The 24965-nt window shown below is 57.9% G+C and carries 26 protein-coding genes; 14 read left to right on the top strand and 12 right to left on the bottom strand.

The window, feature by feature from the left end:
- Nucleotides 1–62 precede the first annotated feature (62 nt).
- The 5 genes from AC2FI8_RS12090 (at nucleotide 63) to AC2FI8_RS12110 (ending at nucleotide 4200) form a co-directional block, all read left to right on the top strand.
- Nucleotides 63–908, top strand: coding sequence for an AAA family ATPase (locus tag AC2FI8_RS12090; RefSeq protein WP_496767036.1), 846 nt, complete (start codon nucleotides 63–65; stop codon nucleotides 906–908).
- A 116-nt stretch (nucleotides 909–1024) separates the two neighbouring features.
- Nucleotides 1025–1474, top strand: coding sequence for a GNAT family N-acetyltransferase (locus AC2FI8_RS12095; protein WP_496735772.1), 450 nt, complete (start codon nucleotides 1025–1027; stop codon nucleotides 1472–1474).
- Complete coding sequence (locus tag AC2FI8_RS12100) at nucleotides 1471–2838, top strand: DUF2927 domain-containing protein (protein WP_496779238.1); 1368 nt, start codon at nucleotides 1471–1473, stop codon at nucleotides 2836–2838. Before AC2FI8_RS12095 ends, AC2FI8_RS12100 begins: the two co-directional genes overlap by 4 nt.
- Nucleotides 2839–2841: 3 nt before the next feature.
- On the top strand, nucleotides 2842–3012 hold the full coding sequence (locus tag AC2FI8_RS12105; protein WP_186437468.1) for a hypothetical protein: 171 nt from the start codon (nucleotides 2842–2844) through the stop codon (nucleotides 3010–3012).
- Between the two features lie 3 nt (nucleotides 3013–3015).
- On the top strand, nucleotides 3016–4200 hold the full coding sequence (locus tag AC2FI8_RS12110; protein ID WP_058274514.1) for a vWA domain-containing protein: 1185 nt from the start codon (nucleotides 3016–3018) through the stop codon (nucleotides 4198–4200).
- A gap of 3 nt (nucleotides 4201–4203) precedes the next feature.
- Here AC2FI8_RS12110 and trhA read toward each other — a convergent pair whose 3' ends face one another.
- Nucleotides 4204–4872 (bottom strand): PAQR family membrane homeostasis protein TrhA, encoded by a 669-nt coding sequence (trhA, locus tag AC2FI8_RS12115; protein WP_496779295.1) that lies wholly within the window; start codon nucleotides 4870–4872, stop codon nucleotides 4204–4206.
- A gap of 432 nt (nucleotides 4873–5304) precedes the next feature.
- On the opposite strand from trhA, the gene AC2FI8_RS12120 reads away from it, so the two are divergent.
- Together AC2FI8_RS12120 and AC2FI8_RS12125 are read left to right on the top strand one after the other, a co-directional pair.
- A complete protein-coding gene (locus AC2FI8_RS12120) occupies nucleotides 5305–5682 on the top strand; it encodes a hypothetical protein (protein ID WP_496767030.1) in 378 nt (125 codons plus the stop codon).
- 1 nt (nucleotide 5683) lies between these two features.
- Nucleotides 5684–6370: a M48 family metallopeptidase gene (locus AC2FI8_RS12125; RefSeq protein ID WP_496723279.1), complete on the top strand. Its 687-nt coding sequence runs from the start codon at nucleotides 5684–5686 to the stop codon at nucleotides 6368–6370.
- 71 nt (nucleotides 6371–6441) lie between these two features.
- Here the strand turns inward: AC2FI8_RS12125 and AC2FI8_RS12130 are convergent, their stop codons facing one another.
- The 5 genes from AC2FI8_RS12130 to AC2FI8_RS12150 are packed head-to-tail and all read right to left on the bottom strand — an operon-like array spanning nucleotide 6442 to nucleotide 11719.
- A complete protein-coding gene (locus AC2FI8_RS12130) occupies nucleotides 6442–6984 on the bottom strand; it encodes an RSP_2648 family PIN domain-containing protein (RefSeq protein WP_496779240.1) in 543 nt (180 codons plus the stop codon).
- Entirely contained in the window at nucleotides 6981–8183 is a 1203-nt protein-coding gene (locus AC2FI8_RS12135; protein WP_496738374.1) for an RSP_2647 family RNA methyltransferase, read from the bottom strand. The genes AC2FI8_RS12130 and AC2FI8_RS12135 overlap by 4 nt, the downstream gene beginning before the upstream one ends.
- Nucleotides 8184–8221: 38 nt before the next feature.
- Nucleotides 8222–8494 (bottom strand): hypothetical protein, encoded by a 273-nt coding sequence (locus AC2FI8_RS12140; RefSeq protein WP_496723285.1) that lies wholly within the window; start codon nucleotides 8492–8494, stop codon nucleotides 8222–8224.
- Nucleotides 8481–11270, bottom strand: a complete 2790-nt coding sequence (locus AC2FI8_RS12145) for a [protein-PII] uridylyltransferase family protein (RefSeq protein WP_496779242.1) — start codon at nucleotides 11268–11270, stop codon at nucleotides 8481–8483. The genes AC2FI8_RS12140 and AC2FI8_RS12145 overlap by 14 nt, the downstream gene beginning before the upstream one ends.
- Nucleotides 11267–11719, bottom strand: a complete 453-nt coding sequence (locus AC2FI8_RS12150; protein WP_496779244.1) for a DUF4440 domain-containing protein — start codon at nucleotides 11717–11719, stop codon at nucleotides 11267–11269. The genes AC2FI8_RS12145 and AC2FI8_RS12150 overlap by 4 nt, the downstream gene beginning before the upstream one ends.
- 84 nt (nucleotides 11720–11803) lie before the next feature.
- Between AC2FI8_RS12150 and AC2FI8_RS12155 the strand changes: the two genes are divergently transcribed.
- The 4 genes from AC2FI8_RS12155 (at nucleotide 11804) to AC2FI8_RS12170 (ending at nucleotide 14021) form a co-directional block, all read left to right on the top strand.
- Nucleotides 11804–12226: a DUF2852 domain-containing protein gene (locus AC2FI8_RS12155; protein WP_108858373.1), complete on the top strand. Its 423-nt coding sequence runs from the start codon at nucleotides 11804–11806 to the stop codon at nucleotides 12224–12226.
- A gap of 65 nt (nucleotides 12227–12291) precedes the next feature.
- Nucleotides 12292–12723 carry an RDD family protein gene (locus tag AC2FI8_RS12160; RefSeq protein ID WP_496738369.1) on the top strand — a complete coding sequence of 144 codons (432 nt, stop codon included), beginning with the start codon at nucleotides 12292–12294 and terminating at the stop codon, nucleotides 12721–12723.
- 77 nt (nucleotides 12724–12800) lie between these two features.
- Complete coding sequence (locus AC2FI8_RS12165; RefSeq protein WP_496779245.1) at nucleotides 12801–13625, top strand: arginyltransferase; 825 nt, start codon at nucleotides 12801–12803, stop codon at nucleotides 13623–13625.
- A gap of 6 nt (nucleotides 13626–13631) precedes the next feature.
- Nucleotides 13632–14021 carry a VOC family protein gene (locus AC2FI8_RS12170; RefSeq protein WP_496779247.1) on the top strand — a complete coding sequence of 130 codons (390 nt, stop codon included), beginning with the start codon at nucleotides 13632–13634 and terminating at the stop codon, nucleotides 14019–14021.
- 4 nt (nucleotides 14022–14025) lie between these two features.
- Here the strand turns inward: AC2FI8_RS12170 and AC2FI8_RS12175 are convergent, their stop codons facing one another.
- The 4 genes from AC2FI8_RS12175 to AC2FI8_RS12190 form a co-directional block, all read right to left on the bottom strand.
- Nucleotides 14026–14475, bottom strand: coding sequence for a DUF6404 family protein (locus AC2FI8_RS12175; protein ID WP_496779249.1), 450 nt, complete (start codon nucleotides 14473–14475; stop codon nucleotides 14026–14028).
- Between the two features lie 95 nt (nucleotides 14476–14570).
- Complete coding sequence (locus AC2FI8_RS12180; protein ID WP_496779251.1) at nucleotides 14571–16925, bottom strand: TRAP transporter large permease subunit; 2355 nt, start codon at nucleotides 16923–16925, stop codon at nucleotides 14571–14573.
- 17 nt (nucleotides 16926–16942) lie between these two features.
- On the bottom strand, nucleotides 16943–17869 hold the full coding sequence (locus tag AC2FI8_RS12185; RefSeq protein ID WP_496779253.1) for a TRAP transporter small permease subunit: 927 nt from the start codon (nucleotides 17867–17869) through the stop codon (nucleotides 16943–16945).
- 121 nt (nucleotides 17870–17990) lie between these two features.
- Entirely contained in the window at nucleotides 17991–19073 is a 1083-nt protein-coding gene (locus tag AC2FI8_RS12190; protein ID WP_109311369.1) for a TRAP transporter substrate-binding protein, read from the bottom strand.
- 248 nt (nucleotides 19074–19321) lie between these two features.
- Between AC2FI8_RS12190 and AC2FI8_RS12195 the strand changes: the two genes are divergently transcribed.
- Both AC2FI8_RS12195 and AC2FI8_RS12200 read left to right on the top strand, forming a co-directional pair.
- Complete coding sequence (locus AC2FI8_RS12195) at nucleotides 19322–20755, top strand: cache domain-containing protein (protein WP_496767021.1); 1434 nt, start codon at nucleotides 19322–19324, stop codon at nucleotides 20753–20755.
- Nucleotides 20752–21399: a response regulator transcription factor gene (locus AC2FI8_RS12200; protein WP_496767020.1), complete on the top strand. Its 648-nt coding sequence runs from the start codon at nucleotides 20752–20754 to the stop codon at nucleotides 21397–21399. The genes AC2FI8_RS12195 and AC2FI8_RS12200 overlap by 4 nt, the downstream gene beginning before the upstream one ends.
- A gap of 83 nt (nucleotides 21400–21482) precedes the next feature.
- On the opposite strand, the gene AC2FI8_RS12205 is transcribed toward AC2FI8_RS12200, so the two are convergent.
- Both AC2FI8_RS12205 and AC2FI8_RS12210 read right to left on the bottom strand, forming a co-directional pair.
- Nucleotides 21483–21866 (bottom strand): bleomycin resistance protein, encoded by a 384-nt coding sequence (locus tag AC2FI8_RS12205; RefSeq protein ID WP_496779255.1) that lies wholly within the window; start codon nucleotides 21864–21866, stop codon nucleotides 21483–21485.
- A 48-nt stretch (nucleotides 21867–21914) separates the two neighbouring features.
- The gene (locus tag AC2FI8_RS12210; protein WP_496767018.1) at nucleotides 21915–22760 is read right to left on the bottom strand and encodes a HalD/BesD family halogenase; all 846 of its coding nucleotides are present in this window, start codon (nucleotides 22758–22760) and stop codon (nucleotides 21915–21917) included.
- Between the two features lie 422 nt (nucleotides 22761–23182).
- Here AC2FI8_RS12210 and AC2FI8_RS12215 point away from each other — a divergent pair, with 422 nt between their 5' ends.
- Nucleotides 23183–24934 carry an acetolactate synthase 3 large subunit gene (locus AC2FI8_RS12215; protein WP_496779257.1) on the top strand — a complete coding sequence of 584 codons (1752 nt, stop codon included), beginning with the start codon at nucleotides 23183–23185 and terminating at the stop codon, nucleotides 24932–24934.
- Nucleotides 24935–24965: the final 31 nt, after the last annotated feature.

Raw genomic sequence — 24965 nt, forward strand, 5'->3', positions numbered from 1 at the left:
CAAATTTTTCACCCCGCTATAACCCCAAGGACACATGCCGCGCGATATTGAATGAGGGGCCCATGACCGCACGTTTCCAAGGTACAGCCGAATATGTTGCCACCGATGACCTGACAATTGCAGTGAATGCCGCCGTTACGCTGGAACGCCCCCTGCTGGTCAAGGGTGAACCCGGAACCGGCAAGACCGAACTGGCCAAGCAGGTTGCCGGTGCGCTGGGGCTGAAGATGATCGAGTGGAACGTCAAGTCCACCACCCGCGCACAGCAGGGCCTGTACGAATATGACGCGGTCAGCCGGTTGCGCGACAGCCAGTTGGGCGACGAGCGCGTGCATGACGTGTCGAACTATATCCGCAAGGGCAAACTGTGGCAGGCCTTTGAATCTGATGAGAAAGTCGTGCTACTGATCGACGAGATCGACAAGGCCGATATCGAATTTCCCAATGACCTGCTGCAAGAGCTCGATAAGATGGAGTTCCACGTCTACGAAACCGGGGACACCATCAAAGCCAAAATCCGACCGATTGTGATCATTACGTCGAATAACGAAAAGGAACTGCCCGACGCGTTCCTGCGGCGCTGTTTCTTCCATTATATCCGCTTTCCGGATGAGGCGACCATGCGCCGGATCGTCGACGTGCACCACCCGGGCATCAAGGATGCATTGCTGACCACAGCGCTGACCCAGTTTTACGAAATCCGTGAAACGCAGGGGTTGAAGAAAAAACCGTCAACCTCGGAAGTGCTGGACTGGCTCAAGCTGTTGCTGGCCGAAGACCTGACCGCCGAGGATCTCAAACGCGACGGGGCCAATGCGTTGCCCAAGTTGCACGGCGCGCTGCTGAAAAACGAACAGGACGTTCACCTGTTTGAACGTCTCGCCTTCATGGCACGCAGCAAACGCTGAGAATATTGAACACTTGGGGATCCCCGCTTGCCTTGCGGGGGGCCGGGTGTCAGCATTGGCCAAAAGGCCGTCCGGCGTCGTCGGGCAGTCCGGCCTGACGACATAGGAGCCAATGCTTGTCTGACACCCTTAATATCCGGGCGCTGCAGCCCGAAGATCGCGCCGAATGGGCCGAGATGTGGCGCGACTATCTGGCGTTCTACGAAACGACCGTGCCAGAGCAGACATATGACAGCACCTTCGCACGGCTGCTTGGGGATGATCCCAATGATTTTTCCTGTTTCGTGGCCGAAGCGGATGGTCATCTTGTTGGCCTGACCCATTACCTATTTCACCGCCATGCGTGGAAAGAGGAAAGCGTTTGCTATCTGCAAGACCTGTTCGCCCGGCCCGAGGCGCGCGGAACCGGCGTTGGCCGCGCCTTGATACAGGCAGTCTATGACGAGGCCGACCGGCAAGGCGCGCCTTCTGTCTATTGGCTGACACAAGAGTTCAATCACACAGCGCGCAAGCTCTATGACCGGATCGGCAAGCAAACGCCCTTTATCCGGTATCAACGCCCATGATCAGGGTCGCTGCGGTCCTGTTTGGCTTTGCCGTCGCCGGATGCACCGCGGTCACCACCCCTGAACCGCCAACACGCGTTAAGGCGATCGAGGCAAACCTGCCGCCCGCCAAAGCGTTCACGTCAACCCGACCAAGACCACCCGCTAGGTCGAACGCTAATATTGCAGCCGATTTCCTTTCTTTGCACTTCGCGCTCGAAGGCGGCGCCACCCTGCCCGTATTCACCCGGTTCGAGGGCCCCGTCACCGTTCGGCTTACTGGATCACCCACACCGTCAATGCAGCGCGATCTGACCCGGTTGTTGACGCGTCTACAACGCGAGGCCGGGATCGACATTCGCCAGATAACGGAGGGCCAGGCCAATATCACCATTGAGGCCGTCAGCCAGGAGCAGATCCAACGCATCCTGCCCCAAGCCGCCTGTTTCGTGGTTCCCAACGCCTCAAGCTTTGAGGAATACCGACAGGACCGGCGCAAACGCAAAAGCAGTTGGACCGCGCTGCGCAGCCGTGAACGGCTGGGCATTTTCATTCCCTATGACGTCAGCCCGCAGGAAAAACGCGACTGCCTGCACGAGGAACTGGCGCAGGCTCTGGGGCCGCTGAATGATCTGTACCACCTGCCGGATTCTGTGTTCAACGACGACAATATCCACACCATTCTGACCGGCTTTGACATGCTGATCCTGCGCACGGCTTACTCACCCCAACTGCACAGCGGCATGACACGCGAACAAGTCCAGGCCGTCCTGCCCGGCATCCTTAGCCGGCTGAACCCACGCGGCGACACTTTGCCCGCGCAACCCGTTTCGGACACGCCGCGCGAATGGATCAACGCCGTCCAAAAATCGCTTGGATCAAGGCCAAACACCCGCAACCGGGTGAAAGCCGCAGAAAGAGCGGTTCAGATCGGGCAGGAACAGGGCTGGACCGACCATCGGCGAGCATATCCGCATTATATTCTTGGCCGAATGGCGCAATTCGACAATCCGCAAGAAGCAATCCGACACTACGAAATTGCCATGCAATTTCTGCGCTCAGCTCCGGGAACAGAAATCCATCAGGCTTACGTGACCACGCAAACCGCAGCCTTCGCGCTTTCGCAGGGAAAAGGACCAGAGATCCTGCCCGAATTGGACAAGGCAATTGCTGTCATGTCGCGGGCTGAAAACGCCTCTCAATTGGCAACTCTGTTACTGTTGAAATCCGAAGCGCTCAATCAGGCCGGACGTCCGAAACAGGCACGTACCGTCAGACTGGACAGTCTGGCATGGGCGCGATACGGCTTTGGCTCGGAAGTCGTGGTCCGGTCGCTGATGCAGGAAGTTGCCGAAGGTCCGTCCACCAACAACAGAGGCGGGTAACGCATGGTCGTAGTTTTGGGAATGGCGTTGTTAGGGGCGATCCTTGGCGCGATGAAGGCTCGCAAACGCAATGGCAGCGGCGCGGATATTGCCCAATATGCGGCCGGTTACGGCATCGCATTTGCCATTGTAGGTCTGGTGCTTTCCCTGATCCTGGTTCGTTTGGTGGGTTAACGCATGTTTCTGCCCTTTTTCGAAAACCTCCGCAAAGCTGGCATTCCCGTATCACTGCGCGAGTATCTGACTTTTCTGGAAGGCATGAAAAAGGGTCTGGCGACCTATGATGTCGAGGCGTTCTATTACCTCGCTCGCGTTTCGATGGTGAAGGACGAACGCAATATCGACAAGTTCGATCAAGCTTTTGCCGCCAGCTTCAAAGGTCTGGAAGAGATCAGCTTTGATCAGGTGCTCGAAGCTGTCGATATCCCAGCCGAATGGCTGGCCAAGATGGCCGAGAAACACCTGTCAGACGAAGAAAAAGCCGAGATCGAGGCCATGGGCGGCTTTGAAAAACTGATGGAGACGTTGCGTGAGCGTCTCAAGGATCAAGAAGGCCGCCACCAGGGTGGCAACAAGTGGATCGGCACCGCCGGGACGTCGCCGTTCGGGGCTTATGGCTATAACCCCGAAGGTGTGCGGATCGGCCAGAAGGAAAGCCGTCATCAGCGCGCCGTAAAAGTGTGGGACAAGCGCGAATTCAAGAACCTGGACGACACGGTTGAACTGGGCACCCGCAATATCAAGGTCGCGCTGAAACGCCTGCGTCGTTGGGCCCGCGAAGGTGCGGCCGAGGAACTGGATCTGGACGGCACCATCCGCGCCACCGCGGAACATGGCTATCTGGACGTCAAAACCCGCCCCGAGCGTCACAACGCAGTCAAAGTGCTGCTGTTTCTGGATGTGGGCGGCTCGATGGATCCACATATCAAAGTTGTCGAAGAGCTATTTTCCGCTGCAAGAACCGAGTTCAAGCATCTGGAATATTACTACTTTCACAACTGCCTGTATGAAGGCGTCTGGCGTGACAATCACCGCCGATGGGATCAACAGACCCCGACCCACGAAGTACTGCGCACCTATGGTTCAGACTACAAGTGCATCTTCGTCGGCGACGCCTCGATGAGCCCTTATGAGATTGCCTATCCCGGTGGCGCGAACGAGCACTGGAACAAAGAAGCCGGTCAAGTCTGGCTGCAACGTGCGCGCGAGCAGTGGACATCAAACCTGTGGATCAATCCGGTTCCGGAAAAGTACTGGGAATACACCCATTCCATCGGCATGATCCGCGAGGTTTTCGAGGACCGCATGGTGCCGATGACGCTGGCCGGTTTGGAACAGGGGATGCGGGAACTGACCCGCTGACCGTCATATCTGCAGGACCGGCGCCCAGGCAATACGGAACGAAACCGCAAGGAAAAACAACACGCTGCCTGTCAGAACGAAGACATGCCAGATTGTGTTGTGGAACGGCAACCAATCCAGAAGATAAAAGGCGATGCCCGCGGTATAGACGATGCCTCCGGTGATCATCAGCGCCACAACTGGTTGCGACAAGTCGGCGAGAAGTGATTGACCTGCCCAAACGGACGCCCATCCCATCAACACATACAGCGCCAAACCGAACCAACGGAACCGGTGCGGGTCGATCATTTTCAGGATTGATCCAAGGGTCGCAGATGACCAAAGACCGATCATGAGCCCAGTCATTGGGGCACCGGAAAGCAAGATGAACGGCGTGTAAGTGCCTGCAATCTTGACGTAAATCCCAGAGTGATCGAGGCGGCGCAGCAGCTCACCCCATCTGTCTGATTGCACCATGTTGTACAAAGCCGAAAACGACAGCATCAGGATGAGCGTGAAGCCGTAGACCGAGACCCCAAGAACCGCGGCAGGCTCGGTCCGGTATAGGGCAGTCAACGCGATCAGCACCGGAACGGCAACAATTGCCGCTGCAACGCCAAGGACATGAACAACGCCATCACTGACACGTTCAGCCCTGCTATAGGCCGGGCGGATATCGGCAAATGACCACATAATTTCAAAGTTATGGCGCAACCTGCCCTGCGACAAGTCTGGCAGCTACTGTGTTTCACACTGTGACGATATGTTGATTGTAAAAATGCGCCGCGCAAGCCGCCGAGACGACGACTAAGCCGATATGAATGGGCGCGTTTCTTCAGTACTCATCGACTCATACGGGACTGACGTAGGCTTCGCAAATCAGCGCTTGTAGTCGGTGGCGGCGGAGGTACTGCGCTGGGCAGCGGTGAAGGACCGGGCTGGCTTTTGACTGGCAGAATTCCATAAATTAGGGCGGTCCAGCCCAAACCAACCCCCAAAGCCCATGCGGGAAGGGCGATCAGAATAGAAGGCGATTTACCCAGTGAAGCGTCTAGTTCCATGGGCAGAACTACGGTCATACTGACGATCCCGAATAGAAGAACGAGCGGCCCCGAGCCCACAAAAATGACAAAGGCTTTGATCATTCCAGCGGGGTCAGCCAGCCAACTTGGCGTCAGCTTCGAAATGGCCATCGCCAAACTGATAGCTAACGCAATCGATGTGGACAAAACCAACGGTCCAATGTGGAACCCCTTAGAAAAGCCGACGGCCAGCGCCCCGGCCGATGCTACAGACACAAGAATGCCGTACATCCCCAATGATCGCAGGCAAAATATGTACATCCGCAAACAGAAACTCTTCATAACAAAATCTACCTTGTTGAAAACCTTGCATCGAATTCGTGCTATGCGGGAAAATGGGCGAGAATTGGACCCATTCACCTTTATGGCACAAAAGCTCAAGCGCGGTTGCCTAATCCCCGGCCCGGAACCATATTTGTAAGATGCTACGTCTGACCCCGATCCTGCTGGCCATTGCCTATGCCCTTGTGATGTACCGGATTTCCGTCTGGCGCACACATAAGGATCTGGATGCAAAATCCACCGAGCTGGCCGACCCAGCCCTGAAACGCATGACCGACCGGCTGGCTGCAGCGTTAGAGATCGACCGGGTGCCGGTCTACATCTATGAGATTGACCCGGTGAACGGTTTGGCAGCACCTGACGGGCGGATTTTCATCACGCGTGGATTCTACCGCAAATTTCGCAGTGGCGAGGTTTCCGCCGAGGAAATGGCCAGCGTCATCGCGCATGAATTGGGTCATGTGGCACTGGGGCATGCGCGCCGCCGGATGATCGATTTTTCCGGGCAGAATGCGCTGCGGGCCGCTTTGATGATGCTGCTGAACCGCTTTATCCCGTTCATCGGCGCGTGGATTGCCAATATGCTGACACACCTGTTGGCGTCGCGCCTGTCGCGCAGTGATGAGTATGAGGCTGATGAGTATGCCGCCGCATTGCTGACCAAAGCCGGGATCGGGATCGGGCCGCAGAAGTCGTTGTTTCACAAGCTGGAAGACCTGACGCAGCAGCGTGCTGGCGTTGTGCCCGCCTGGTTGATGAGCCATCCAAAAACAGACGAACGGATCGCGGCCCTGGAGGCATTAGAGCAGCGTTGGACCCGTGGCTGATTTAAAGGCAGCGAGAGGCCAGCCTCTCGCGCTCTCCGGGATATTTTTAGCCGGATGAAGCTGAATCCCGATTACGTAGAGAGCGCTTTGCCCAGACGTGGGAGACGGGCTTTTTTCATCAACGGGCGCAAGGTCCATTGGTCGCCCGACAGGCGGTTGGCCTCGGCCAGGACACGGTTGGCTGTGTCGCTTATGCCCCCGGGATCGGATTGCCAGAATCCGTGCAGCAGACTGTCCGGATCGCGGCGGTCCAGCCCTTCCTCGGACAGGATGTTTCGGGGAAAGTCTTTGGCGTTGACGGTAACGATCACGTCCGCCGACGATGCAACGGCCGTTGCCAGAACGTGGATATCCGCGCTGTCCGGCAGCCAGAGCCGCTGTTCGACATTGGTTGCTGCAGGAAACTCGGCTTTCGGCCAATTGGCTTGCGCCAGTGCAATTTCAGCACGAGCCTGAGCCTCGCCTGTAGGGCCCAGCTTGCGGGCCGCGCGCGCCCATTCCTCGAGGATGCGCGCCGACCACACGGGGGTGAAATGGCCTAGTTTGGCAGCGCCGAGCAACATCTCTCGCATCACCGTGGGGTAGATGACGCAGGTATCCAGAACCGCCTTCACAGCCGGTAGAACACGGCTTTGAGATAGCCGCTTTCCGCCAGTTGCGGCAGTTGCGGATGGTCGGGTCCCGCAAATCCCGTATGGATCAGTTGCGCCTGTCGCCCCGCCCGACCAATCCCCCGAGACGACGCGTCACGGAACCGCCCCAGATCAGCCGCGTGCGAGCACGAGCACAGGCCCAGATAGCCGCCGGGTTTGACCAGAGCTGCCGCCAAGCGGGCCACACGTTCATAGGCGCGCAGGCCCGCGTCCAGCGCTTGTCTGGAAGGTGCAAAGGCTGGCGGATCACAGATGACGACGTCGAACTGTGCGCCCTCTTCACCCAATTGGGTCAGGACCTCGAAGGCGTCGCCTTGACGGGTTTGGAATGTGTCCGCAAAACCAGAGGCCTCGGCCCCTTTGGTCGCGAGATCCAGCGCGGCTGCAGATCCATCCACAGACAGCGCCTGCCCCGCGCCACCGGCCAGCATGGCCAGTCCGAAGCCACCCACGTGGCTGAAGACGTCCAATACCTGCGCGCCGGGTTGGACCAGTCGCGCCGCGAAGGCATGGTTCGGGCGTTGGTCATAGAATAGACCGGTTTTCTGACCGCCGGTCAGATCGGCCATGTAGGTCGCGCCGTTCATCGGCACCGGCAGCGGCGCATCGGGCGCAGTGCCACGCAGGGTGAGGTTCACATCGTCCAGACCTTCCAGCCCTCGGGTTCGCCCCGAGGCGTTTTTGAGCACGGTTGTCACGCCGGTGACAGTGACCAGAGCCTCGGTCAGAGTTTCCAGATGCGCCTCGGCCCACGCGGCATTGGGCTGGATCACACAGGCATCGCCGAACCGGTCGATAATGACGCCGGGAAAGCCGTCCGCTTCGGCGTGGATCAGGCGATAATAGGGCGCGTCGAACAGGCGTTCGCGCATCTCAAGCGCGCGGCGCAGGCGGGTTTCGAACCAAGCTGCGTCCAGTTGCCCGTCCAGATCGCGGTCCAGAACGCGGCACATGATTTTGGAGTCAGGATTCACCGCAACCAGCGCGATGGGCGCGCGTTTGTCATCCTCAAGCACTGCCAGTGCCCCTGCTGGGATCTTTCGTGTCCGACGGTCCGTCACGATGTCATTGGCATACACCCACGGAAAACCGTGGCGCAGGCCACGTGCGTTGGCTTTGGGTTTCAGGCGGATACGGGGGTGATCGGCAGTTTGGGTCATGAAGCCCTCATAGTCGCGAATACCCCGGGGGAAAAGCCCTAGCGGTCGCGGGACCGCCAACCGCCCCGGCGCTTGGGCGCTTGGGCAGTTTGTAATCCCTCTGCCAGAACCTGCGTCATCGGGTGATCGGCGTCCTGCTGGGAATAGGCGGCATGCAGGTCGATCAACGCCTGGGATTGGTCCCGTTCAGCAGGCAGGCTGAGAGCCCAGTCCAGAAAGATGCTGCGGCATTCAGGCAACGTGATGCCTTCGATCCGGTACGCTTCGCGGATCAACCCCTTGTGATCATTTGGATCTTTACTCTGCGCCATCATCTTCGTCCCTGATCACGCCGCCAATAATCTCGGCGGCCGTGCTGTAGTTGTCTTGCAGCGCGCTTTGCAGCTGTTCAACCTGTTCAAATCCAGTCGCGCGGCACAGGAAGGCAGATCCGCCCTCGCCGACCTTGTCAGCTTCGATGACCTTGCCGGACAACAAGCGCGCCGCGCATTGTACGGACCAGCATAGGTCGTAGCAGTCCTTCAGCGTTTGCGCCTGAGCGACGTCCAGCAAACCAGCAGCGACGGCGCCATCCAAACCAGAATGCACATCGCGCTGTACGACGCCTGACAACAGCGCCCCGGTTTCGGCCATCAGTTCGATATCCATCATCCGGCCGGGGCCGTTTTTGGCGTCCCAGATCCCCGCAGGTGATTTGGCTGCGGCCAAGCGGGCGCGCATCTCGGCCACTTCGCGCAGGGCCTTCTGCTGGTCACGCGGTTGCGACAGCAGGTTTGTGCGGAACGTCTCGATATCTTCGGCCAGACCTTCGTCTCCGGCGATCACGTGGGCCCGTGTCAGGGCGAGATGTTCCCAAACCCACGCTTCGTTCTGCTGATAGTTGGTAAAGCTGGCCCAACTTGTCGCCACCGGCCCCTGATTGCCCGACGGGCGCAAGCGCATATCTACCTCATACAATCGCCCCTGTGACATCGGCGCGGACAGCGCCGTAATCAGCGCCTGCGTGAACCGGGCATAATAGGTGCGGGTCGCTAATGGACGCGGTCCCTCGGACATATCTTGATCCAGAGGGTCATAGATCACGATCATATCCAGATCGGATTGCGAGTTGATCCGCCCAGCCCCAAGTGACCCCATGCCTAGCACGGTTGCACCGCGCCCCGGGGCCGGACCGTGTTTACGGGCAAACTGTTCGGACACACGCGGTAGGATCGCAGCGATCACAGCGCTGGCAAGCTGAGCGTATTGCTGCCCCGCCTGTTCACCATCGATCAGCCCGCGCAGGTGATGAACGCCAACGCGGAAGTGCCATTCCTTGCACCAGCGGCGGGCCAGATCCAACTGGCTCTCGTAATCCGCTTCCTCCGAAAGGGCCTGATCCAGATCCGCCTGCAGCGTGGCCTGCCCCGGCCAGTCGCTAAAGAAACTCCCGCCGATCACCGCATCAAACACCGATGCATTGCGCGACAGATGCGCCGCAAGCGCGTGGGATGTCCCGACAATATCAATCAGCAGGTCGATCAGGTGGGGGTTGGCCTCAAACAGTGAAAACAGCTGAACGCCGGCGGGCAAGCCTGACAGAAAACCATCCAGCGCCCGCAGCGCCTCGTCCGGTTGCGCCGTTTTTGCCAAACGCGATAGCAACTCGGGCTTGAGGCGTTCGAAAATCCGCGCGCCGCGTTGCGATCGCAGTGCGGGATATGTCGTCCAGCGGGCCAGAACGTTCTGGTCAAAATCCACCTCGCCAATTGGCGCGCGCCTCGAGGAACCGGGCGCAAAAAAGCCTTCGGTCAGGTCGTGCACTTCGGTCAGCCTGTGGGTCAGGTCACGGGTCAGTTCGTCGACGTCGATCCCCATCAGGCAAGCGACGCGTTCTATCCCGTCCGGCGATTGCGGCACCTTGTGGGTCTGAGCGTCATGGACCATCTGGATACGGTGTTCGACCTCACGATGGGCGCGGTAGTGATCGGTCAGCTTGTCGGCCACGTCCTGCGGGACCCAATCCTTTTCGGCAAGCGCCGCCAATCCGGGCACCGTACCGCGCACACGCAGGTCAGGGTCGCGACCCCCAGCGATCAACTGGCGGGTCTGGGTAAAGAATTCGATCTCGCGAATACCGCCCTGCCCCAGTTTCATGTCATGACCCGGAATAGTCAGAGCACCGCCGGTTCCCTTATTTTCACGTATGCGCAGGCGCATGTCGTGAGCGTCCTGAATCGCGGCGAAGTCCAGATGTCGCCGCCAGACAAAGGGGCGCAGCGTATCCAGAAACCGTTGTCCGGCCGCAATATCGCCCGCGCAAGGGCGCGCCTTGATATAGGCCGCGCGCTCCCATGTCCGGCCCAAGCTTTCATAGTACCGCTCGGCTGCCTCGGCCGCCATACAGACCGGCGTCACAGCCGGATCCGGGCGCAACCGCAGATCGGTGCGGAACACATACCCATCCGCCGTCTTATCGCTGAGCGTGGCGCAGAAATTGCGTGTCGCCCGCACCATGCCCTGCCGCGCTTCGTAGAAGTCATCGGGATCAAACCGCGTCTCATCGAACAGGACGATCAAGTCGATGTCCGAGCTGTAATTCAACTCGTATGCGCCCATCTTGCCCATCGCCAGAATAATCATCCCTGCGGCGGTCTCGATATCGTCCGGGCCCATCCCCGGCAGTTTGCCGCGCCGGATCAGGTTGGCGATCTCGGCCTTGGCCGCCACATCCGCCGCCAACGCGCCAAAATCGGTTAGCGCCGCGGTCACCTTTTCCAACGGCCACGCGCCCGCCAGATCGGCCAGAGCGGTTAGCAACGCCATCCGTCGCTTGGCCAGCCGCAGCCCCGGTTTCAACTGATCCGGCGGTAGCATTCGCGCAGCCTGCAAAACGTCGGCCAGCGCGTCATCGGGGTGTTGGAGCGCTGAGGCCAACCAATCGTTTTCGTGATCGATCAAGTTTTTCAGATAGGGGCTGGACCCTGCTGCCCCAGCGATCAACTCGCCCTGTTCGGATGTAATGCCGCTGACCGCCGCGCGCGCATCATCGCCAAGCGACTGGTCGAATGCACGTGGCAGGCGCTGAATGGAAAGAGGCCCAGTCATTTCCCCTCCAGGGGCGTATCCTGACTGAAACTGTTGACCCAGACGTCATGCCGCCTTTCCCAAAGCGACGAGATTAGCATTGCCTCCCAACCCTCGGCCTTGGGTCGCTGATAGTCGGCCCGGTACGACAGCAGAACAATGTCCGAGGTCAAAACGCGCAACCGGGTGTCTCTTAGTTCATAGCGCGCCATCGTCGGCGCGTCGGCAAACTGCCCCACATGATCATCCCGGTTCGCAAACCCCGTCGGGTAAACCCCAAGAAAATCTGGGCTCAGCAAGGCCCGGTCTGCAGCCGCATTGCCTTCCATCAGGGCGGTCCAAACCTGCTTTTCCAGGTTTAGAATTTCATCCAGCGTCGGAGGTGTCGTATTTTCAACATGTTGCATAGGCGGAAAGTGCGCCCGTTCCGCAGCAAGGTCAACCGTCGCAAAATCCAAAATGTAAATCATTTTTACATCGACCCCTTGCAACCCCCGCTTCAGTCCCCATCTAGACAATGTGAACGTAATTTACATCAAACCCGGAGAACCCAAATGACCGCATTGTCCGACCACGCCGTCCCACAAAATCCGGGGTGGCTCTCTCGTGCCGAAGCCTGGATGGATGACAAGGGCAAAGGGGCCTGGATCGCCGCCATGGTCCTTGGTTTCATCTTTTTCTGGCCCGTTGGCCTGGCGCTTCTTGCCTATATGATCTGGAGCAAACGCATGTTCAGCAAATCCTGCAGCCGTCGCAAATCCTGGCACAGCCACATGAGTGCGATGAAGCCATCCGGCAATAGCGCGTTTGACGCCTACAAGTCCGACACCCTGGCCCGGCTCGAGCGCGAACAACAGGAATTCGAGTCCTTCCTGCGCCGCCTGCGCGACGCCAAAGACAAGGCCGAGTTTGACCAGTTCATGGACGAACGCGCCCGTGAAAACAACGATGAGGCTGAAAACGGCGAACGCGCCTAAGCCGACCTTGCCCTGTCCCGCCATTCGGGACAGGGTGTCCTAAATTCTCAGCCGGAAATCAAAATATGACCCACCTGCCCGACCCAGACCGACAGCCGGAGTTTTACCAGTCTGTCGCAACCAAGCGTTTTATCGCCTGGCTTTTCGACATCGCCTTTATCTCGCTGTTGTGTACGGTGGCCATCCTGCTGACCTTTGGTCTGGGCTTTTTCGTTCTGGCCTTGATCTATGCCGTCGTCAGTTTCGTCTACCGCGTGATTACCATCGCCAATGGCTCGGCCACACTAGGCATGCGCTTTATGGGGATCGAACTGCGCGATTCATTCGGATCCCGGATGGATTTTGGCAAAGCGGTGGCCCACACGGCCGGTTATTTTGTCAGCATGGCCTTTCCGGTCATACAAATCATCTCGGTCATCATGATGCTGACCAGCGCACGTGGCCAGGGACTTACTGATGCGTTCCTTGGAACTGTCATGATCAACCAGCGCGCGTAAAAAATTCAACGACGTGAATCACTTGGCGGTTTTAGGATCGGTTGTTATCATCCGGTCCAAGGAAACACGGAACGTTCATGCGACACACGCTGCCAATCGCGCCACAATTCTATGTGACGGCCCCACAGCCTTGCCCTTATCTTGAGGGCAGGATGGAGCGTAAATTGTTCACTGCCCTTCAGGGGGAAGGTGCGGATCAGCTGAATAACTCATTGTCCCAACAAGGGTTTCGCCGATCGCAAAACGTGCTGTACCGCCCGTCCTGCTCCGATTGCGCAGCCTGTCTGTCGGCCCGGATCGACGTGACGGCCTTCTGCCCAAGCAAAAGCCAAAAACGCGCGGCGAAGCGCAATGCGTACCTGCAACGCAGGGCGAACTCACCCTGGGCCACGGACGAGCAATACGAACTCTTCCGCCGCTATCTGGACACTCGCCACGCGGATGGTGGAATGGCCGATATGGACGTTTTCGAATTCGCCGCGATGATCGAAGAAACCCCGATCCGCAGCCGGGTCGTGGAATATGCCGACCCTAAATCCGGGGATCTGATCGGCGTCAGCCTGACAGATGTCCTGGATGACGGCCTCAGCATGGTCTACTCGTTCTACACCCCCCAGCAACCGCAGAACTCGCTGGGCACGTATATGATCCTCGATCACATCGACATCGCGCGCGAAGCCGGGTTGCCATATGTCTACCTTGGATACTGGGTGCCGGGCAGCCCTAAGATGGGTTACAAAGCGCGCTTCTCGGGGCTTGAGGCCTATTACCAGGGCGAATGGATCAGCGTAAACAACCCATCTGAACTGACGGATTCCAGCCGCCACCCTTTGTCCACCGCGCCAATCGCGGAACAGGTTGCCAGCATCCAACTGCCCGACCGCCACCCCACCAAAGGCTGACACTCCATGACCCAAAGTTTATTCGCTGTCACCCTCGTGGTGCCGGACTACGACGACGCGATCGCCTTCTATACCCAAACACTCAGTTTCACCCTGCTGCAGGATATTGACCTCGGCGGCGGCAAACGCTGGGTCCGGGTTGCCCCGCCGGGTTCGGGTGACGCATCCCTGCTACTGGCAAAGGCCGATGGCCCAAGCCAGACCGCCGCCGTTGGAAACCAAACCGGGGGGCGCGTCGGCTTTTTCCTTCAAACAGATGATTTCCAACGTGACCACAACGCAATGGTCACAGCAGGCGTCCATTTCGAAGAAGACCCGCGCAATGAGCCCTATGGCACCGTCGCCGTCTGGCGCGACCCGTTCGGCAATCGCTGGGACCTGATCCAGTTCAAATGAGCAATTACAGATCACGCCAGCGCGGCAAGCCTGCCTTTTTCGCACGAACTTTATGGTAAACAGAGAACCCGATCGCTGTAATCACAGTTATCAAGTAGACGCCTTGCCAACCTACCCTGTACAGGCCGGCTACGGGCCCTCGTTTTATTGTCGCCCCAATTTCACTGTACAGCACACAACCAAATATCAGAAAAACGACGCCGCCACCTATAATCATCAGCCAAAGAAAGCTCATGTAAAAAAACGGTTTCGGTGTAAACCCAAGCCTGAATAGGAACTTATGAAAAGGTGGAAAGGATTCCGCCCGGGAAATTCCTGCTGCGTCGGTTGCTTCAAGTGCGCGTTGTAGTCTTTCGCGCTTATCACTTGCCGGTGGACGTTCAACTTGAGGCGCTGATTTATGCTGTTTTTCTTCGAGGCGCCTCAACCGCTCCTGAAAATCGGGTTTGGACAAACGAAATTCCTTTTCTGAAAGCACTTTGCTTTAGGTACACAGGCGCAAGGAGGGCCATACGGCCCTCCTTGTCAATTTGTCTTCAGATCTTGAGATCAATTCGGGATCAGATCCGGAACGATGGTTACGATCGACGGGAAGAACCACAGGATCGCAATCCCGACCACCTGAATGATCACGAACGGAATGATCCCACGATAGATGTGGCCTGTTGTGACCTCTTTAGGCGCAACCCCCCTGAGGTAGAACAGCGCAAAACCAAACGGCGGCGTCAGGAACGACGTCTGAAGGTTCACGGCCACCATGATCGTCACCCATTTCGGATCGAACGAGCCACCATAAATCACCGGTCCCACGATGGGGATCACGATGTAGATGATCTCGAGGAAGTCCAGCACGAAGCCCAGAATGAACAGCACCAGCATCACGATCAGGAAGACCGTGAACTCGTTGTCAAAGCTGCGCAGGAACTGCTGAATATAGTGCTCACCCCCGAACGAGATCACCACCAGGTTCAGCAGTTGCGATCCGATCAGGATGGTGAACACCATCGAGGTCACCTTGGCCGTCTCACGCACCACCGGCGTCAGAACACCGCTGGTGAACAGAACCCAGCACCCAAACAACAGACCGAATAGGGCATACAGATAAGCACCGTAAGCAATTATGAAGGCGACCCAGGTCTCAAAGTTCACATTGCTCTGATTGATGCGCAGATCAAAGTTCACGCCCATCAGCAGCGCAATGATCACGGCAAAAGTGGCCCAGATGATCACCTTGCCGGAACGCTCCTGATCCTGCAGCTTGCGATAGGCTGCCAGCATGATCGCTCCGCCCGCTCCCAACGCGGCCGCTGGTGTCGGGTTGGTCACACCGCCCAGAATTGATCCTAGCACCGCGATAATCAGAACCAATGGCGGAAAAACCACCCGGATCAAATCATTCGTGGCACACCGGGCTGCCGCCTCCTTGCAGCCGTACATTGCCAAGGCAAAGGGCAAAGCCAGAAGGACGAAGGTCAATCCCGAAGACGTTGTTGGTGCAATCAGCAGAACATCAACCAGCAACATCAACAGCAGACCGATAGCGCCCAAAATCAACGGCTGCGTCGGTTTGGACGGCGCAATGCCGCGGCCCATGACCAGTGTCAGACCCAGCAGAACCACAATCACCGCAACACCAGTACCAATCGGCGCCGCAGCGGCGATCTTGGCCTCGCGCGCTTCGACCAGCGCCTCTTCGCTCAATCGTTCGGCGTTGGCGACACCACCTGCGGCGTCAATCGTTTCCTGCTCGGATACGGCCTGATCCCAGGCGGATTGCCCGTGCAGTTCGATCATCGACACTTTGCACTGCTCGGACACATTGGTGCGCAGCGACGCGCCCGCACCGATGTCTGAAAACGCCGAGACGTTGATATTCTGGCTACCAATGACCCCCGAGCTGCCCAGCAGGACTGCGCCAACGATCAGGGCAACAGGTGCGCCAAGCAACCAAGTCAGGCCTTCACTGCGCGTGATCGGCTCACCACTACCGCCGGACATCGGCACCGCTGGTGCCTTATCAGGGTTCAGCAGTGCATAGCAAAATGCATAAATCGCATAGAGCAACGCCAGCATTATCCCGGGCAACAAAGCGGCCTGGAACAGCGTCCCGACCGAAACCACAGCCGGTTCGCCCAGATAGGTCAACGCATCGGTACAGCCTGCGTCCTGAGCGCGCGTTTCCTGCGCAGTTGAATAGAGATCACCCGCCAAGGTGCCCAACAGAACGATCACGATGGATGGCGGAATGATCTGCCCCAACGTGCCCGATGCCGCAATCACACCCGTCGCCAGTTCAGGCGAGTAGTTGTTGCGCAACATGGTCGGCAGCGCCAGCAGACCCATGGTTACCACGGTCGCACCAACAATACCGGTTGAGGCCGCCAGGAATGCACCTACGACCACGATCGACACGGCCAGACCACCCGGCAGCGGTCCAAAGACCCGCGCCATTGTTGTCAGCAGATCGTTCGCGATCTTTGAGCGTTCCAGCGTGATGCCCATCAGAACGAACATCAGAACGGCCAGCAGGGTCTCAATAGACTGACCCGCCAGAACGCGTTCGTTCATGCGGTTCACGATAAACGACACGTTGCGATCCAGCGCGGTTTCCCAACCAGCGGGGAAGACCGCCTCGCCTACCCTTGGTAGATCCGGGTATCGGAATATGGATACGGAATCCGGTTTGACCCCGGTATTCACCAGATCACGATAGGCTGTAGAGCCGGTGTCGATGGCCTGATGGATCAGCAGACCGGCACTGTCCAGCGCGGCGATGATCCCGAATGAGATGATACCGGCCCCACCGATGGCAAAAGCCACCGGGAACCCGGAGAGGATGCCCCCAAAGAGGCAGAAGAATACGATAATGAGGCCTATCTCGACGCCATCAAGTCCGAATAACATAGTCTGGGTCTCCGTCCCTAATGTGCGCCTTCGTAGGCTTCTTCACCCTCGCCAAGGCTGTCCTTGTCGAGGTATTTTCCAACGCTGTCCGGTCCTTCGACGTATTCCAGATACGAGCGGTACAGGAATGCGATTGCGTGCAGGAACACCATTCCGGCAAATGCAATCAGCAGGATCTTGAACAGGAAGTATCCGTTGAACCCATTTGGGCTGAACCCGATGGTTTCGATGTTCCAGCGCAGCGCACGGGATTTCATCACCAGACGATCCAGCGTGTCACTGGCCGACGGTTTCGGTACGATCAGGTGCCGCCACATGAAATACCAGCCATACATCCACGTCAGCACGGCCATCGGCATCATGAACAAAAGCGCGCCCAACATGTCCACCACACGCTTGGCGCGGTGGCTGATGCCGGCATAAATCAGATCAACACGGACATGGCCGCCCTGCACAAATGTGTAGGTGCAACACAGGCAGACGACCATCGCGTTGTAAAGCTTCAGCTCTTCGGCAAACCAGCTGATATCCATTTGAAACGGGATACCCAGACCAAAGGACATATCCGGGCGGGTAAACACGCGTTGCATGAATACGATGACGATTTGCTGAATGACCATCAGCAAACCGGCCCATGCAAAGAAGCGCCCGGTGGTGTTGGCGAACCCTTCCAGGCCCCGCACCATCCCCCACATGAAATTCCGGTAGTACAGCCCGATGGCCGTCAGAACCAGAAAGAGGGTGAAAACCACAAAGAAGAACTCGACCGAGCCGCCATAGTAGACAAAGCGCATGATGGCTTCATTGTCCGACCAGTTCAGCCAGAGTTGCGGATGCGTTATGGCGTATCCGAAATTATAGAAGGCTTCGGCAATGTTTTGAACGAACCACACAAGTCCGTTCCACAGGGCGCCGAAGAACGAGATACCGTTTTCGTCCTGCATGTTGTCCCCAGGTCGTATCAGTTGCACTGCTGATTATAGCGGTTTGATGGGTCCGCGCATACGCAACAGAGAAAGGTTTCCCCGCGAAGGCGGGGAAACCAATGGAACGTTTGGAAAACGTTTAGCCGCGGACGCGGTTACGCTGCGTGGTGTAAACACCCGACGACAGGTCCAACCATCCAGCCGACGAGGCCGACGACGCCATGGCGCTGTCGTGGATTTTCTTGAACAGCTCGTCGCCCATGTTTTCGTCCAGCACTTCCTGGCTGGCCGCACCAAACGCATCCCAAACGCTGTCCGGGAATTCCATGACCTTGACGCCGCCTGATTGCAGGCGCTGCAGAGCGGCACCGTTGTTGGCCAGGAATTGTGCCAGGTTCCACTGGTGTGCTTCGGCAGCGGCAATCTCGATGATCTTCTGCTGAGCAGGTGTCAGACTGTCGAACACGTCGCGGTTGGTTGCCAGCGACAGGCCTGCGTTCGGCTCGTGGAAACCGGCGGTGTAGTAAACCTTGGTGATTTCCTGGAAACCGGCTTTTTCGTCAGCCCACGGACCGATCCACTCGGTACCGTCGATCGCGCCGGACGACAGCGCCTGATACACTTCCGAACCCGGAATGTTCTGCACGGACGCGCCCAGTTTACCCAGAGCTTGGCCACCCAGACCGGGCATACGGAATTTCAGACCTTGGAAGTCTTCTGGACCGTTGATCTCTTTCGAGTACCAGCCACCCGCCTGCGCGCCGGTGTTACCTGCCAGGAACGACTTCAGACCAAAGATCTGGCCCAGCTCGTCATGCAGCTCCATGCCGCCGTCCTGATAGTACCAGTTCACCATTTCCTGAGCGGTCATGCCGAACGGAACAGCGGTGAAGAAGGCATAGCCCGGGTGCTGGCCAACAAAGTAATAGTCCGCCGCGTGATACATGTCGGCCTGACCCGACGAAACCGCGTCAAAGACTTCAAACGCACCAACCAGTTCACCGGCAGCCTTGATGTCAACGGTCAGGTTGCCGTCCGACATCGCAGTGATGCTGTCGGCGCAACGCTGTGCGCTGTCGAAAACACCCGCCAGGCCGCGACCCCACGAGGTTACCATGGTCAGCGTGCGCTTGCCCTGCGCATATGCCGGTGCCGCCAGTGTGGTGGCTGCAGCTGCCGAGCCGCCCAGAGCAGATGTTTTCAGAAATGAACGACGATCCATATGAGTGTTCCTCCCCTACATATTCAAAACCCGAGCGATTGCCGGGCGTAGTCGTTTTCAGTGCGCGTCAGCCTAATGACCAAGATGTGAATGTGAATACCTAGTACTACGTAGGGCATCGCGTTTTTGGTGTTTTACCGGGTGCAAACCGTGACAAATGCAAAATAATTCTGCGCGCCGGCCCTCTCATATGCGCCAATTCACCAAAAATTTTGCAATTTCCTGCCTGCTTGCGTATCGATTCGCCTATGAGGGGATTCCGGAACCTGATCTCGCTGACCTATGGCCAGAAATTGTCGCTTGTGGCGGCGATCCCTCTGGTCGTCGCAGTGGCCGCGATTGCTTTCTTTGTGGTTCAGGAATCCCGGGCAACCGCCGAACGCGAAATTGAAGCGCTTGAGCGGCGACTGATTGAAGCCAAGAAAGAAGAGCTTAAGAACTATGTCACGCAGGCTCGAAACGGGTTTGCCTATATCTACGGACGGGCATCCACAGAGGATAAGGTTGCGCAGAACCTTGTGACGCAAATCCTGTCAGCGATGATCTACGGCAAGGACGGGTTCTTTTTTGTCTATGACTATGACGGCAACAATCTCGTCAGCCCGCGCCAGACCGAATTCATCAACCGGAACTGGGAGGGGCTAACCGATAGCGACGGCACCCCTGTTGTGGACGAATTCATCAGCCTGGCCCGTCAAGGTGCGGGCTGGCACAGTTTCATGTGGCAAAAACCTTCGACAGGCGAAGAGGCGCAAATGATCGCCTATGTGGTCGGCCTGCAAGATTGGCGGTGGGCTGTCGGCACAGGAGTTTTCATCGACGATATCGTCGCAACAGTCGCCAACGCGCGGGCTGAGGTCGAGGCCCGCGTGCAACGGACGTTCTCGTATATTGGCGCAATTGTTCTTGCTGCGGTGTTGGTCGTCTTCGCCTCGGGCATGTTGCTGAACGTCCGCGAACGCCGTCTGGCAGATGCCAAACTCAAGGAACTGACACAGCGGGTTTTCGACGCGCAAGAAGAAGAGCGTGGCCGCGTGGCGCGCGAACTTCATGACGGCATCAGCCAGATACTCGTAGGCGTGCGCTATACCCTGGATAATGCGCGCCGCCGTTTGTCGCGCGGTGATGACGACGGTGCGCGCGAGCCGCTGGACAAGGGGATCGATACGCTTGGGTCCGCCATTACCGAAGTCCGCCGCATCAGCCGAGATCTACGGCCCGGCGTTCTGGACGATCTGGGCCTTGGCCCTGCCCTCAAGGCTCTGACCGACGATTTCTGTGAACGCACCGGGATCGAGACCGAATTCTCAACCGTGGTGTTCCGCAATCGGCTGGATCAGGATAGCAAGATCGCCCTCTACCGTATTGCCCAAGAGGCATTAACCAATATTGAACGCCACTCCGGCGCGACCCGTGTTACAATCGACCTGCGCGGCCACAAGAAAGGCGCAACAATGCGGATAACCGACAATGGCCGTGGGTTACGCACCACTCCTGATCCGGCCAACCCCGGTATCGGCCTGCGCAACATGCAGGAACGGATCGAACAGCTTGACGGATCGTTGCGCATTCTGTCATCACGCGCCCCACGCAGCGGAACGGTGATTGAGGTCAGCCTGCCCCTCAGCCACATGCTGCCGCCGCAAGAAGACGCAACGCCTAACCGAAAGGCCGGTACATGAGCGATCAGACAATCCGGGTTCTTATCGTCGACGACCACCCGATGGTCGCCGAAGGGATTCAGTCGATCCTTGAAAGCTATGACGAGATCGAGGTGGTTGGTACGCTAAGCAGCGGACAAGAGGCCGTTGATCGGGCCGCCGATCTGGCACCGGACGTGATCCTGATGGACCTCAACATGCCCGGTCTTGGTGGGCTCAGCGCGACCGAGATCATTCTGGAACGACTGCCCCAGACGCGCATCCTGATCCTATCCATGCACGACAGCCGCGAATACATCTCGACCGCGCTCAGCCACGGCGCCAGCGGTTACGTTCTCAAGGACGTTCCCACGGACGAGATCAAACAGGCCATCGACGCGGTGATGCGCGGCGAGCAGTACCTGTGCACCGGGGCCAGCGGATCGCTTCAGCCCAAAGGCGATAGCGCCCGCGAGGCGCTGACCACGCGTGAACAGACAATCCTGTTGGAACTGGCGCAGGGCAAATCCAACAAGGAAGTCGCCGCGGCGCTGGATATATCAGTCAGAACCGTTGAAACGCACCGCAAGAACATCAAGCGCAAACTGGGGATTTCATCCACCGCCGGCCTGACCCGCTACGCGCTTGAACATGGCGTTTTGCAGGGCACAAGCCCCGGCTTTTGATCCCGCAGCGCGGAACGCGCTGCCCGGCCCAACCGGAGGAGGTGCGCCAATGGCGCATCGACGACGGGCGGGAGCTTTTGATTTCAGGGCCTTGGCCGAATGTCCTCACCAAAAAAAACCAGTGTTCCATCCTCATCCAGGACGTGAAACTCGCGTTGCTGATACGGCTGATCAAACGGCGGACGCACGCGCCCCTCTGGTAAATCAGCCAACCCTGCCCTGAGGGTTTCATACAGATCATCAATCCCTGCAACATCGATATAGAAGGACTGATCATCCCCTAAAGCACGCCCATCATCGCGCGGCGGGCATTCAAGTAAGCGGATGGCGACCTTACCACTCGACAGAAAGGCATAATTGTCCTGCCTGAAACCGCAGGTAAATCCCAACCGGTCGCAATAGAAGTCAATCTGCTTTTGCAGTGACGAGCACAGAACAAAAGGCGTAAGCTGTAGCAATTCCGGCATATGCCCCTCCGACGGTAGCCTCTGCTCTCGATTGTAACCTGCAGCCGGTCAATCCAACAACTGATCCTTGCGCAATCCCACTCGCTGGTGATGATGCGGCAGAACCCGCCCATACAGCTGCCTGGTACGTTCAATCCCACCACACATACCTTCGGCTTCGACAAAGGAAAAGATACCGACATACCGGCTACGCGCCCCTTGGACCGGGGCGACCCGGTGCAAGGCGTATCTGCCCTTGAAGATCTGCAAGTCTCCGGGCTGCAGCTCCAACGTCCTGACCAGTGCCCGGTTTCCATCCAGCACCGAAGCCACGGACGAGAAATTCTCGTATTCGGTGCTGCGCAAGTTCGGCACGTATTCAAAGGCCCCACCCACCTCGCCATTCTGGATGGCCAGTGTCACGGTGTAGTTGTTGGTATCAAAATGCCAGGGAAAGCCCTGCCCTTCTTCGACCACGTTGACGATCACATCCGCCAGCGGGTCGTCATAGCGAAAGAACCGATCCTCCGGCTCATCCAGCCCATCGCGTATGAACGGCAAAAAGCCCTCGAACTCATAGATTCGGCGCAGTGGACCCGATTTGGGAAAGTTGTCTGCCGGAACGAAGGCGTTCGACCGGTCATAGAATCTGCGTATTGGGTGATTCAGGTCCAACCGGGGATCGTCCTTTGAGAAATAAGCGTTGGTGCGGTTGAAAGAGCGGTGCGCCCGGTCGGCCACGGCATCCGCCTCTTTCAATAGCTGCGCCAAACCTTCGGGGTGGATAAAACCGGGTAAAACGGCGCAGCCGTCCTGATCCAACTCGCGGCGGAGATCACCGATCAGTCGTTCATGTGCGCGCGAGTCCGGGCAATCGATCGGATACCGCCCCAGATCAACGAGATCATGGATCATCCTCCGCCTCCCTTCCTTGTTCGGTCACTCTCAGCGTGCCGCAGTCAAAACTACTCATCATGCTTGTTTCGGACATAGCGATGCCGCTTTTTGACTACCCTCAAGGCAGAAATTTGGAGGTGAAAGGGGGTATCTTTCCTGAATATTCCCTGCATGCGTCAATCTGCGCAATAAAATGTCGCAAAATTCACCCTCAGAGTTAGAAAATTGGTGCAAAAGCCTGTTGACGCCCCTTGCCCCGGCTCATAATGTCCCTGCACGCAAAGAAGGAGCCTCTGGCGATGAGAACGCTAGTCGTAATCGTAGGAACCACGCGCATGGGCCGGTAACGGTAAACCATAATCGAACCCATGCGCCTCCGAAAATCTCGGGGGCTTTTTTTTGTCAAACGCAAGACACATGTCGCGAACGGAGCAAAGCAGATGACACGTGAGATGACCGGCGCAAAGATGGTAGTTCAGGCCCTCAAGGATCAGGGCGTGGACACGGTATTCGGATACCCCGGCGGTGCTGTGCTACCGATTTATGATGAGATTTTTCTGCAAAACGATATTCGTCACATTCTGGTGCGGCATGAACAAGGCGCAGTTCACGCAGCCGAAGGTTATGCTCGCTCGACCGGCAAGCCCGGCGTTGCCCTTGTGACCTCTGGCCCCGGCGCGACAAACGCCGTGACCGGCCTGACGGATGCGCTGCTGGATTCGGTCCCGATTGTGGTTTTGACCGGACAGGTTCCGACGTTCATGATTGGCTCGGACGCGTTCCAGGAAGCGGACACCGTCGGCATCACCCGCCCCTGCACCAAGCATAACTGGCTGGTCAAGGACACGGACTCGCTGTCCGACACGATGCACGAGGCATTCCATGTCGCCACCTCGGGTCGCCCTGGTCCGGTTCTTGTCGATATCCCCAAGGACGTTCAGTTCGCAACCGGTGACTATAGCGCTCCAAAGCCCTCGACCTCGCACTACCAACCGATAGTGAAGGGCGATTTGGAGGAGATCACCGAACTGGTCGCCGCAATTGAGACCGCCAAGAAGCCCGTCTTTTACACCGGCGGCGGCGTCATTAATTCCGGCACAGCGGCCAGCCAGTTGCTGCGCGAACTGGTCGATGCAACCGGCTTCCCGATCACCTCGACCCTGATGGGCCTTGGCGCATACCCGGCGTCGGGCAAAAACTGGCTGGGCATGCTGGGCATGCATGGTCTGTATGAGGCCAATCTGGCGATGCATGACTGCGACCTGATGATTAACATCGGTGCGCGGTTCGATGACCGGATCACCGGGCGGATTGACGCGTTCTCGCCCAACTCGAAAAAGGCCCATATCGACATCGACCCTTCCTCGATCAACAAGGTGATCCGCGTGGACATCCCGATTGTTGGTGATGTTGCACATGTGCTGGAGGACATCCTGAAGGTTTGGAAAGCGCGTGGCCGCAAGACAGATGAGGCGTCGGTTGCCAAGTGGCAGGATCAGATCACCGAATGGCGCAAGGTCAATTGTCTGGCCTACACCAACAGCGAAAAGACGATCAAACCGCAATACGCGCTTGAACGGCTGGAAGATCTGACCAAAAAGCACGACCGTTACATCACCACCGAGGTCGGTCAGCACCAGATGTGGGCCGCGCAGTATCTGGGCTTCGAAGATCCGAACCGCTGGATGACGTCGGGCGGATTGGGCACGATGGGCTATGGCTTCCCGGCCTCCATCGGTGTGCAGATGGCGCACCCTGACGCGCTGGTCATCAACGTCGCGGGCGAGGCCTCGTGGCTGATGAACATGCAGGAAATGGGCACCGCAGCGCAGTACCGTCTGCCAGTAAAACAGTTCATTCTGAACAATGAACGCCTTGGCATGGTCCGTCAGTGGCAGGAACTGCTGCATGGCGAGCGGTACTCACATTCCTGGTCCGAGGCCCTGCCCGATTTCGTCAAACTCGCCGAGGCCTTCGGGGCCAAGGGCATCCTGTGTTCCGATCCGGCCGATCTGGATGACGCCATCATGGAGATGATCAACTATGACGGTCCGGTGATCTTTGACTGTCTGGTGGAAAAGCACGAGAACTGCTTCCCCATGATCCCGTCGGGCAAGGCACATAACGAAATGCTGTTGGGCGAGGCCGAGACACAGGGCGTAATCGATTCCAAAGGTTCGGTTCTGGTCTGACACAATTCGACAGATTTTGTCGGGTGCACCG

The sequence above is a fragment of the Ruegeria sp. CDSB029 genome (genome assembly GCF_059611125.1).

Coding starts and splice junctions, on each gene's coding strand:
- AC2FI8_RS12090 (WP_496767036.1), top strand. CDS start 63: ATGACCGCACGTTTCCAAGGTACAGCCGAATATGTTGCCACCGATGAC.
- AC2FI8_RS12100 (WP_496779238.1), top strand. CDS start 1,471: ATGATCAGGGTCGCTGCGGTCCTGTTTGGCTTTGCCGTCGCCGGATGC.
- AC2FI8_RS12105 (WP_186437468.1), top strand. CDS start 2,842: ATGGTCGTAGTTTTGGGAATGGCGTTGTTAGGGGCGATCCTTGGCGCG.
- AC2FI8_RS12110 (WP_058274514.1), top strand. CDS start 3,016: ATGTTTCTGCCCTTTTTCGAAAACCTCCGCAAAGCTGGCATTCCCGTA.
- trhA (WP_496779295.1), bottom strand. CDS start 4,872: ATGTGGTCATTTGCCGATATCCGCCCGGCCTATAGCAGGGCTGAACGT.
- AC2FI8_RS12120 (WP_496767030.1), top strand. CDS start 5,305: ATGACAAAGGCTTTGATCATTCCAGCGGGGTCAGCCAGCCAACTTGGC.
- AC2FI8_RS12125 (WP_496723279.1), top strand. CDS start 5,684: ATGCTACGTCTGACCCCGATCCTGCTGGCCATTGCCTATGCCCTTGTG.
- AC2FI8_RS12135 (WP_496738374.1), bottom strand. CDS start 8,183: ATGACCCAAACTGCCGATCACCCCCGTATCCGCCTGAAACCCAAAGCC.
- AC2FI8_RS12140 (WP_496723285.1), bottom strand. CDS start 8,494: ATGGCGCAGAGTAAAGATCCAAATGATCACAAGGGGTTGATCCGCGAA.
- AC2FI8_RS12145 (WP_496779242.1), bottom strand. CDS start 11,270: ATGACTGGGCCTCTTTCCATTCAGCGCCTGCCACGTGCATTCGACCAG.
- AC2FI8_RS12150 (WP_496779244.1), bottom strand. CDS start 11,719: ATGATTTACATTTTGGATTTTGCGACGGTTGACCTTGCTGCGGAACGG.
- AC2FI8_RS12155 (WP_108858373.1), top strand. CDS start 11,804: ATGACCGCATTGTCCGACCACGCCGTCCCACAAAATCCGGGGTGGCTC.
- AC2FI8_RS12160 (WP_496738369.1), top strand. CDS start 12,292: ATGACCCACCTGCCCGACCCAGACCGACAGCCGGAGTTTTACCAGTCT.
- AC2FI8_RS12165 (WP_496779245.1), top strand. CDS start 12,801: ATGCGACACACGCTGCCAATCGCGCCACAATTCTATGTGACGGCCCCA.
- AC2FI8_RS12170 (WP_496779247.1), top strand. CDS start 13,632: ATGACCCAAAGTTTATTCGCTGTCACCCTCGTGGTGCCGGACTACGAC.
- AC2FI8_RS12180 (WP_496779251.1), bottom strand. CDS start 16,925: ATGTTATTCGGACTTGATGGCGTCGAGATAGGCCTCATTATCGTATTC.
- AC2FI8_RS12185 (WP_496779253.1), bottom strand. CDS start 17,869: ATGCAGGACGAAAACGGTATCTCGTTCTTCGGCGCCCTGTGGAACGGA.
- AC2FI8_RS12190 (WP_109311369.1), bottom strand. CDS start 19,073: ATGGATCGTCGTTCATTTCTGAAAACATCTGCTCTGGGCGGCTCGGCA.
- AC2FI8_RS12195 (WP_496767021.1), top strand. CDS start 19,322: ATGAGGGGATTCCGGAACCTGATCTCGCTGACCTATGGCCAGAAATTG.
- AC2FI8_RS12200 (WP_496767020.1), top strand. CDS start 20,752: ATGAGCGATCAGACAATCCGGGTTCTTATCGTCGACGACCACCCGATG.
- AC2FI8_RS12205 (WP_496779255.1), bottom strand. CDS start 21,866: ATGCCGGAATTGCTACAGCTTACGCCTTTTGTTCTGTGCTCGTCACTG.
- AC2FI8_RS12210 (WP_496767018.1), bottom strand. CDS start 22,760: ATGATCCATGATCTCGTTGATCTGGGGCGGTATCCGATCGATTGCCCG.
- AC2FI8_RS12215 (WP_496779257.1), top strand. CDS start 23,183: ATGACACGTGAGATGACCGGCGCAAAGATGGTAGTTCAGGCCCTCAAG.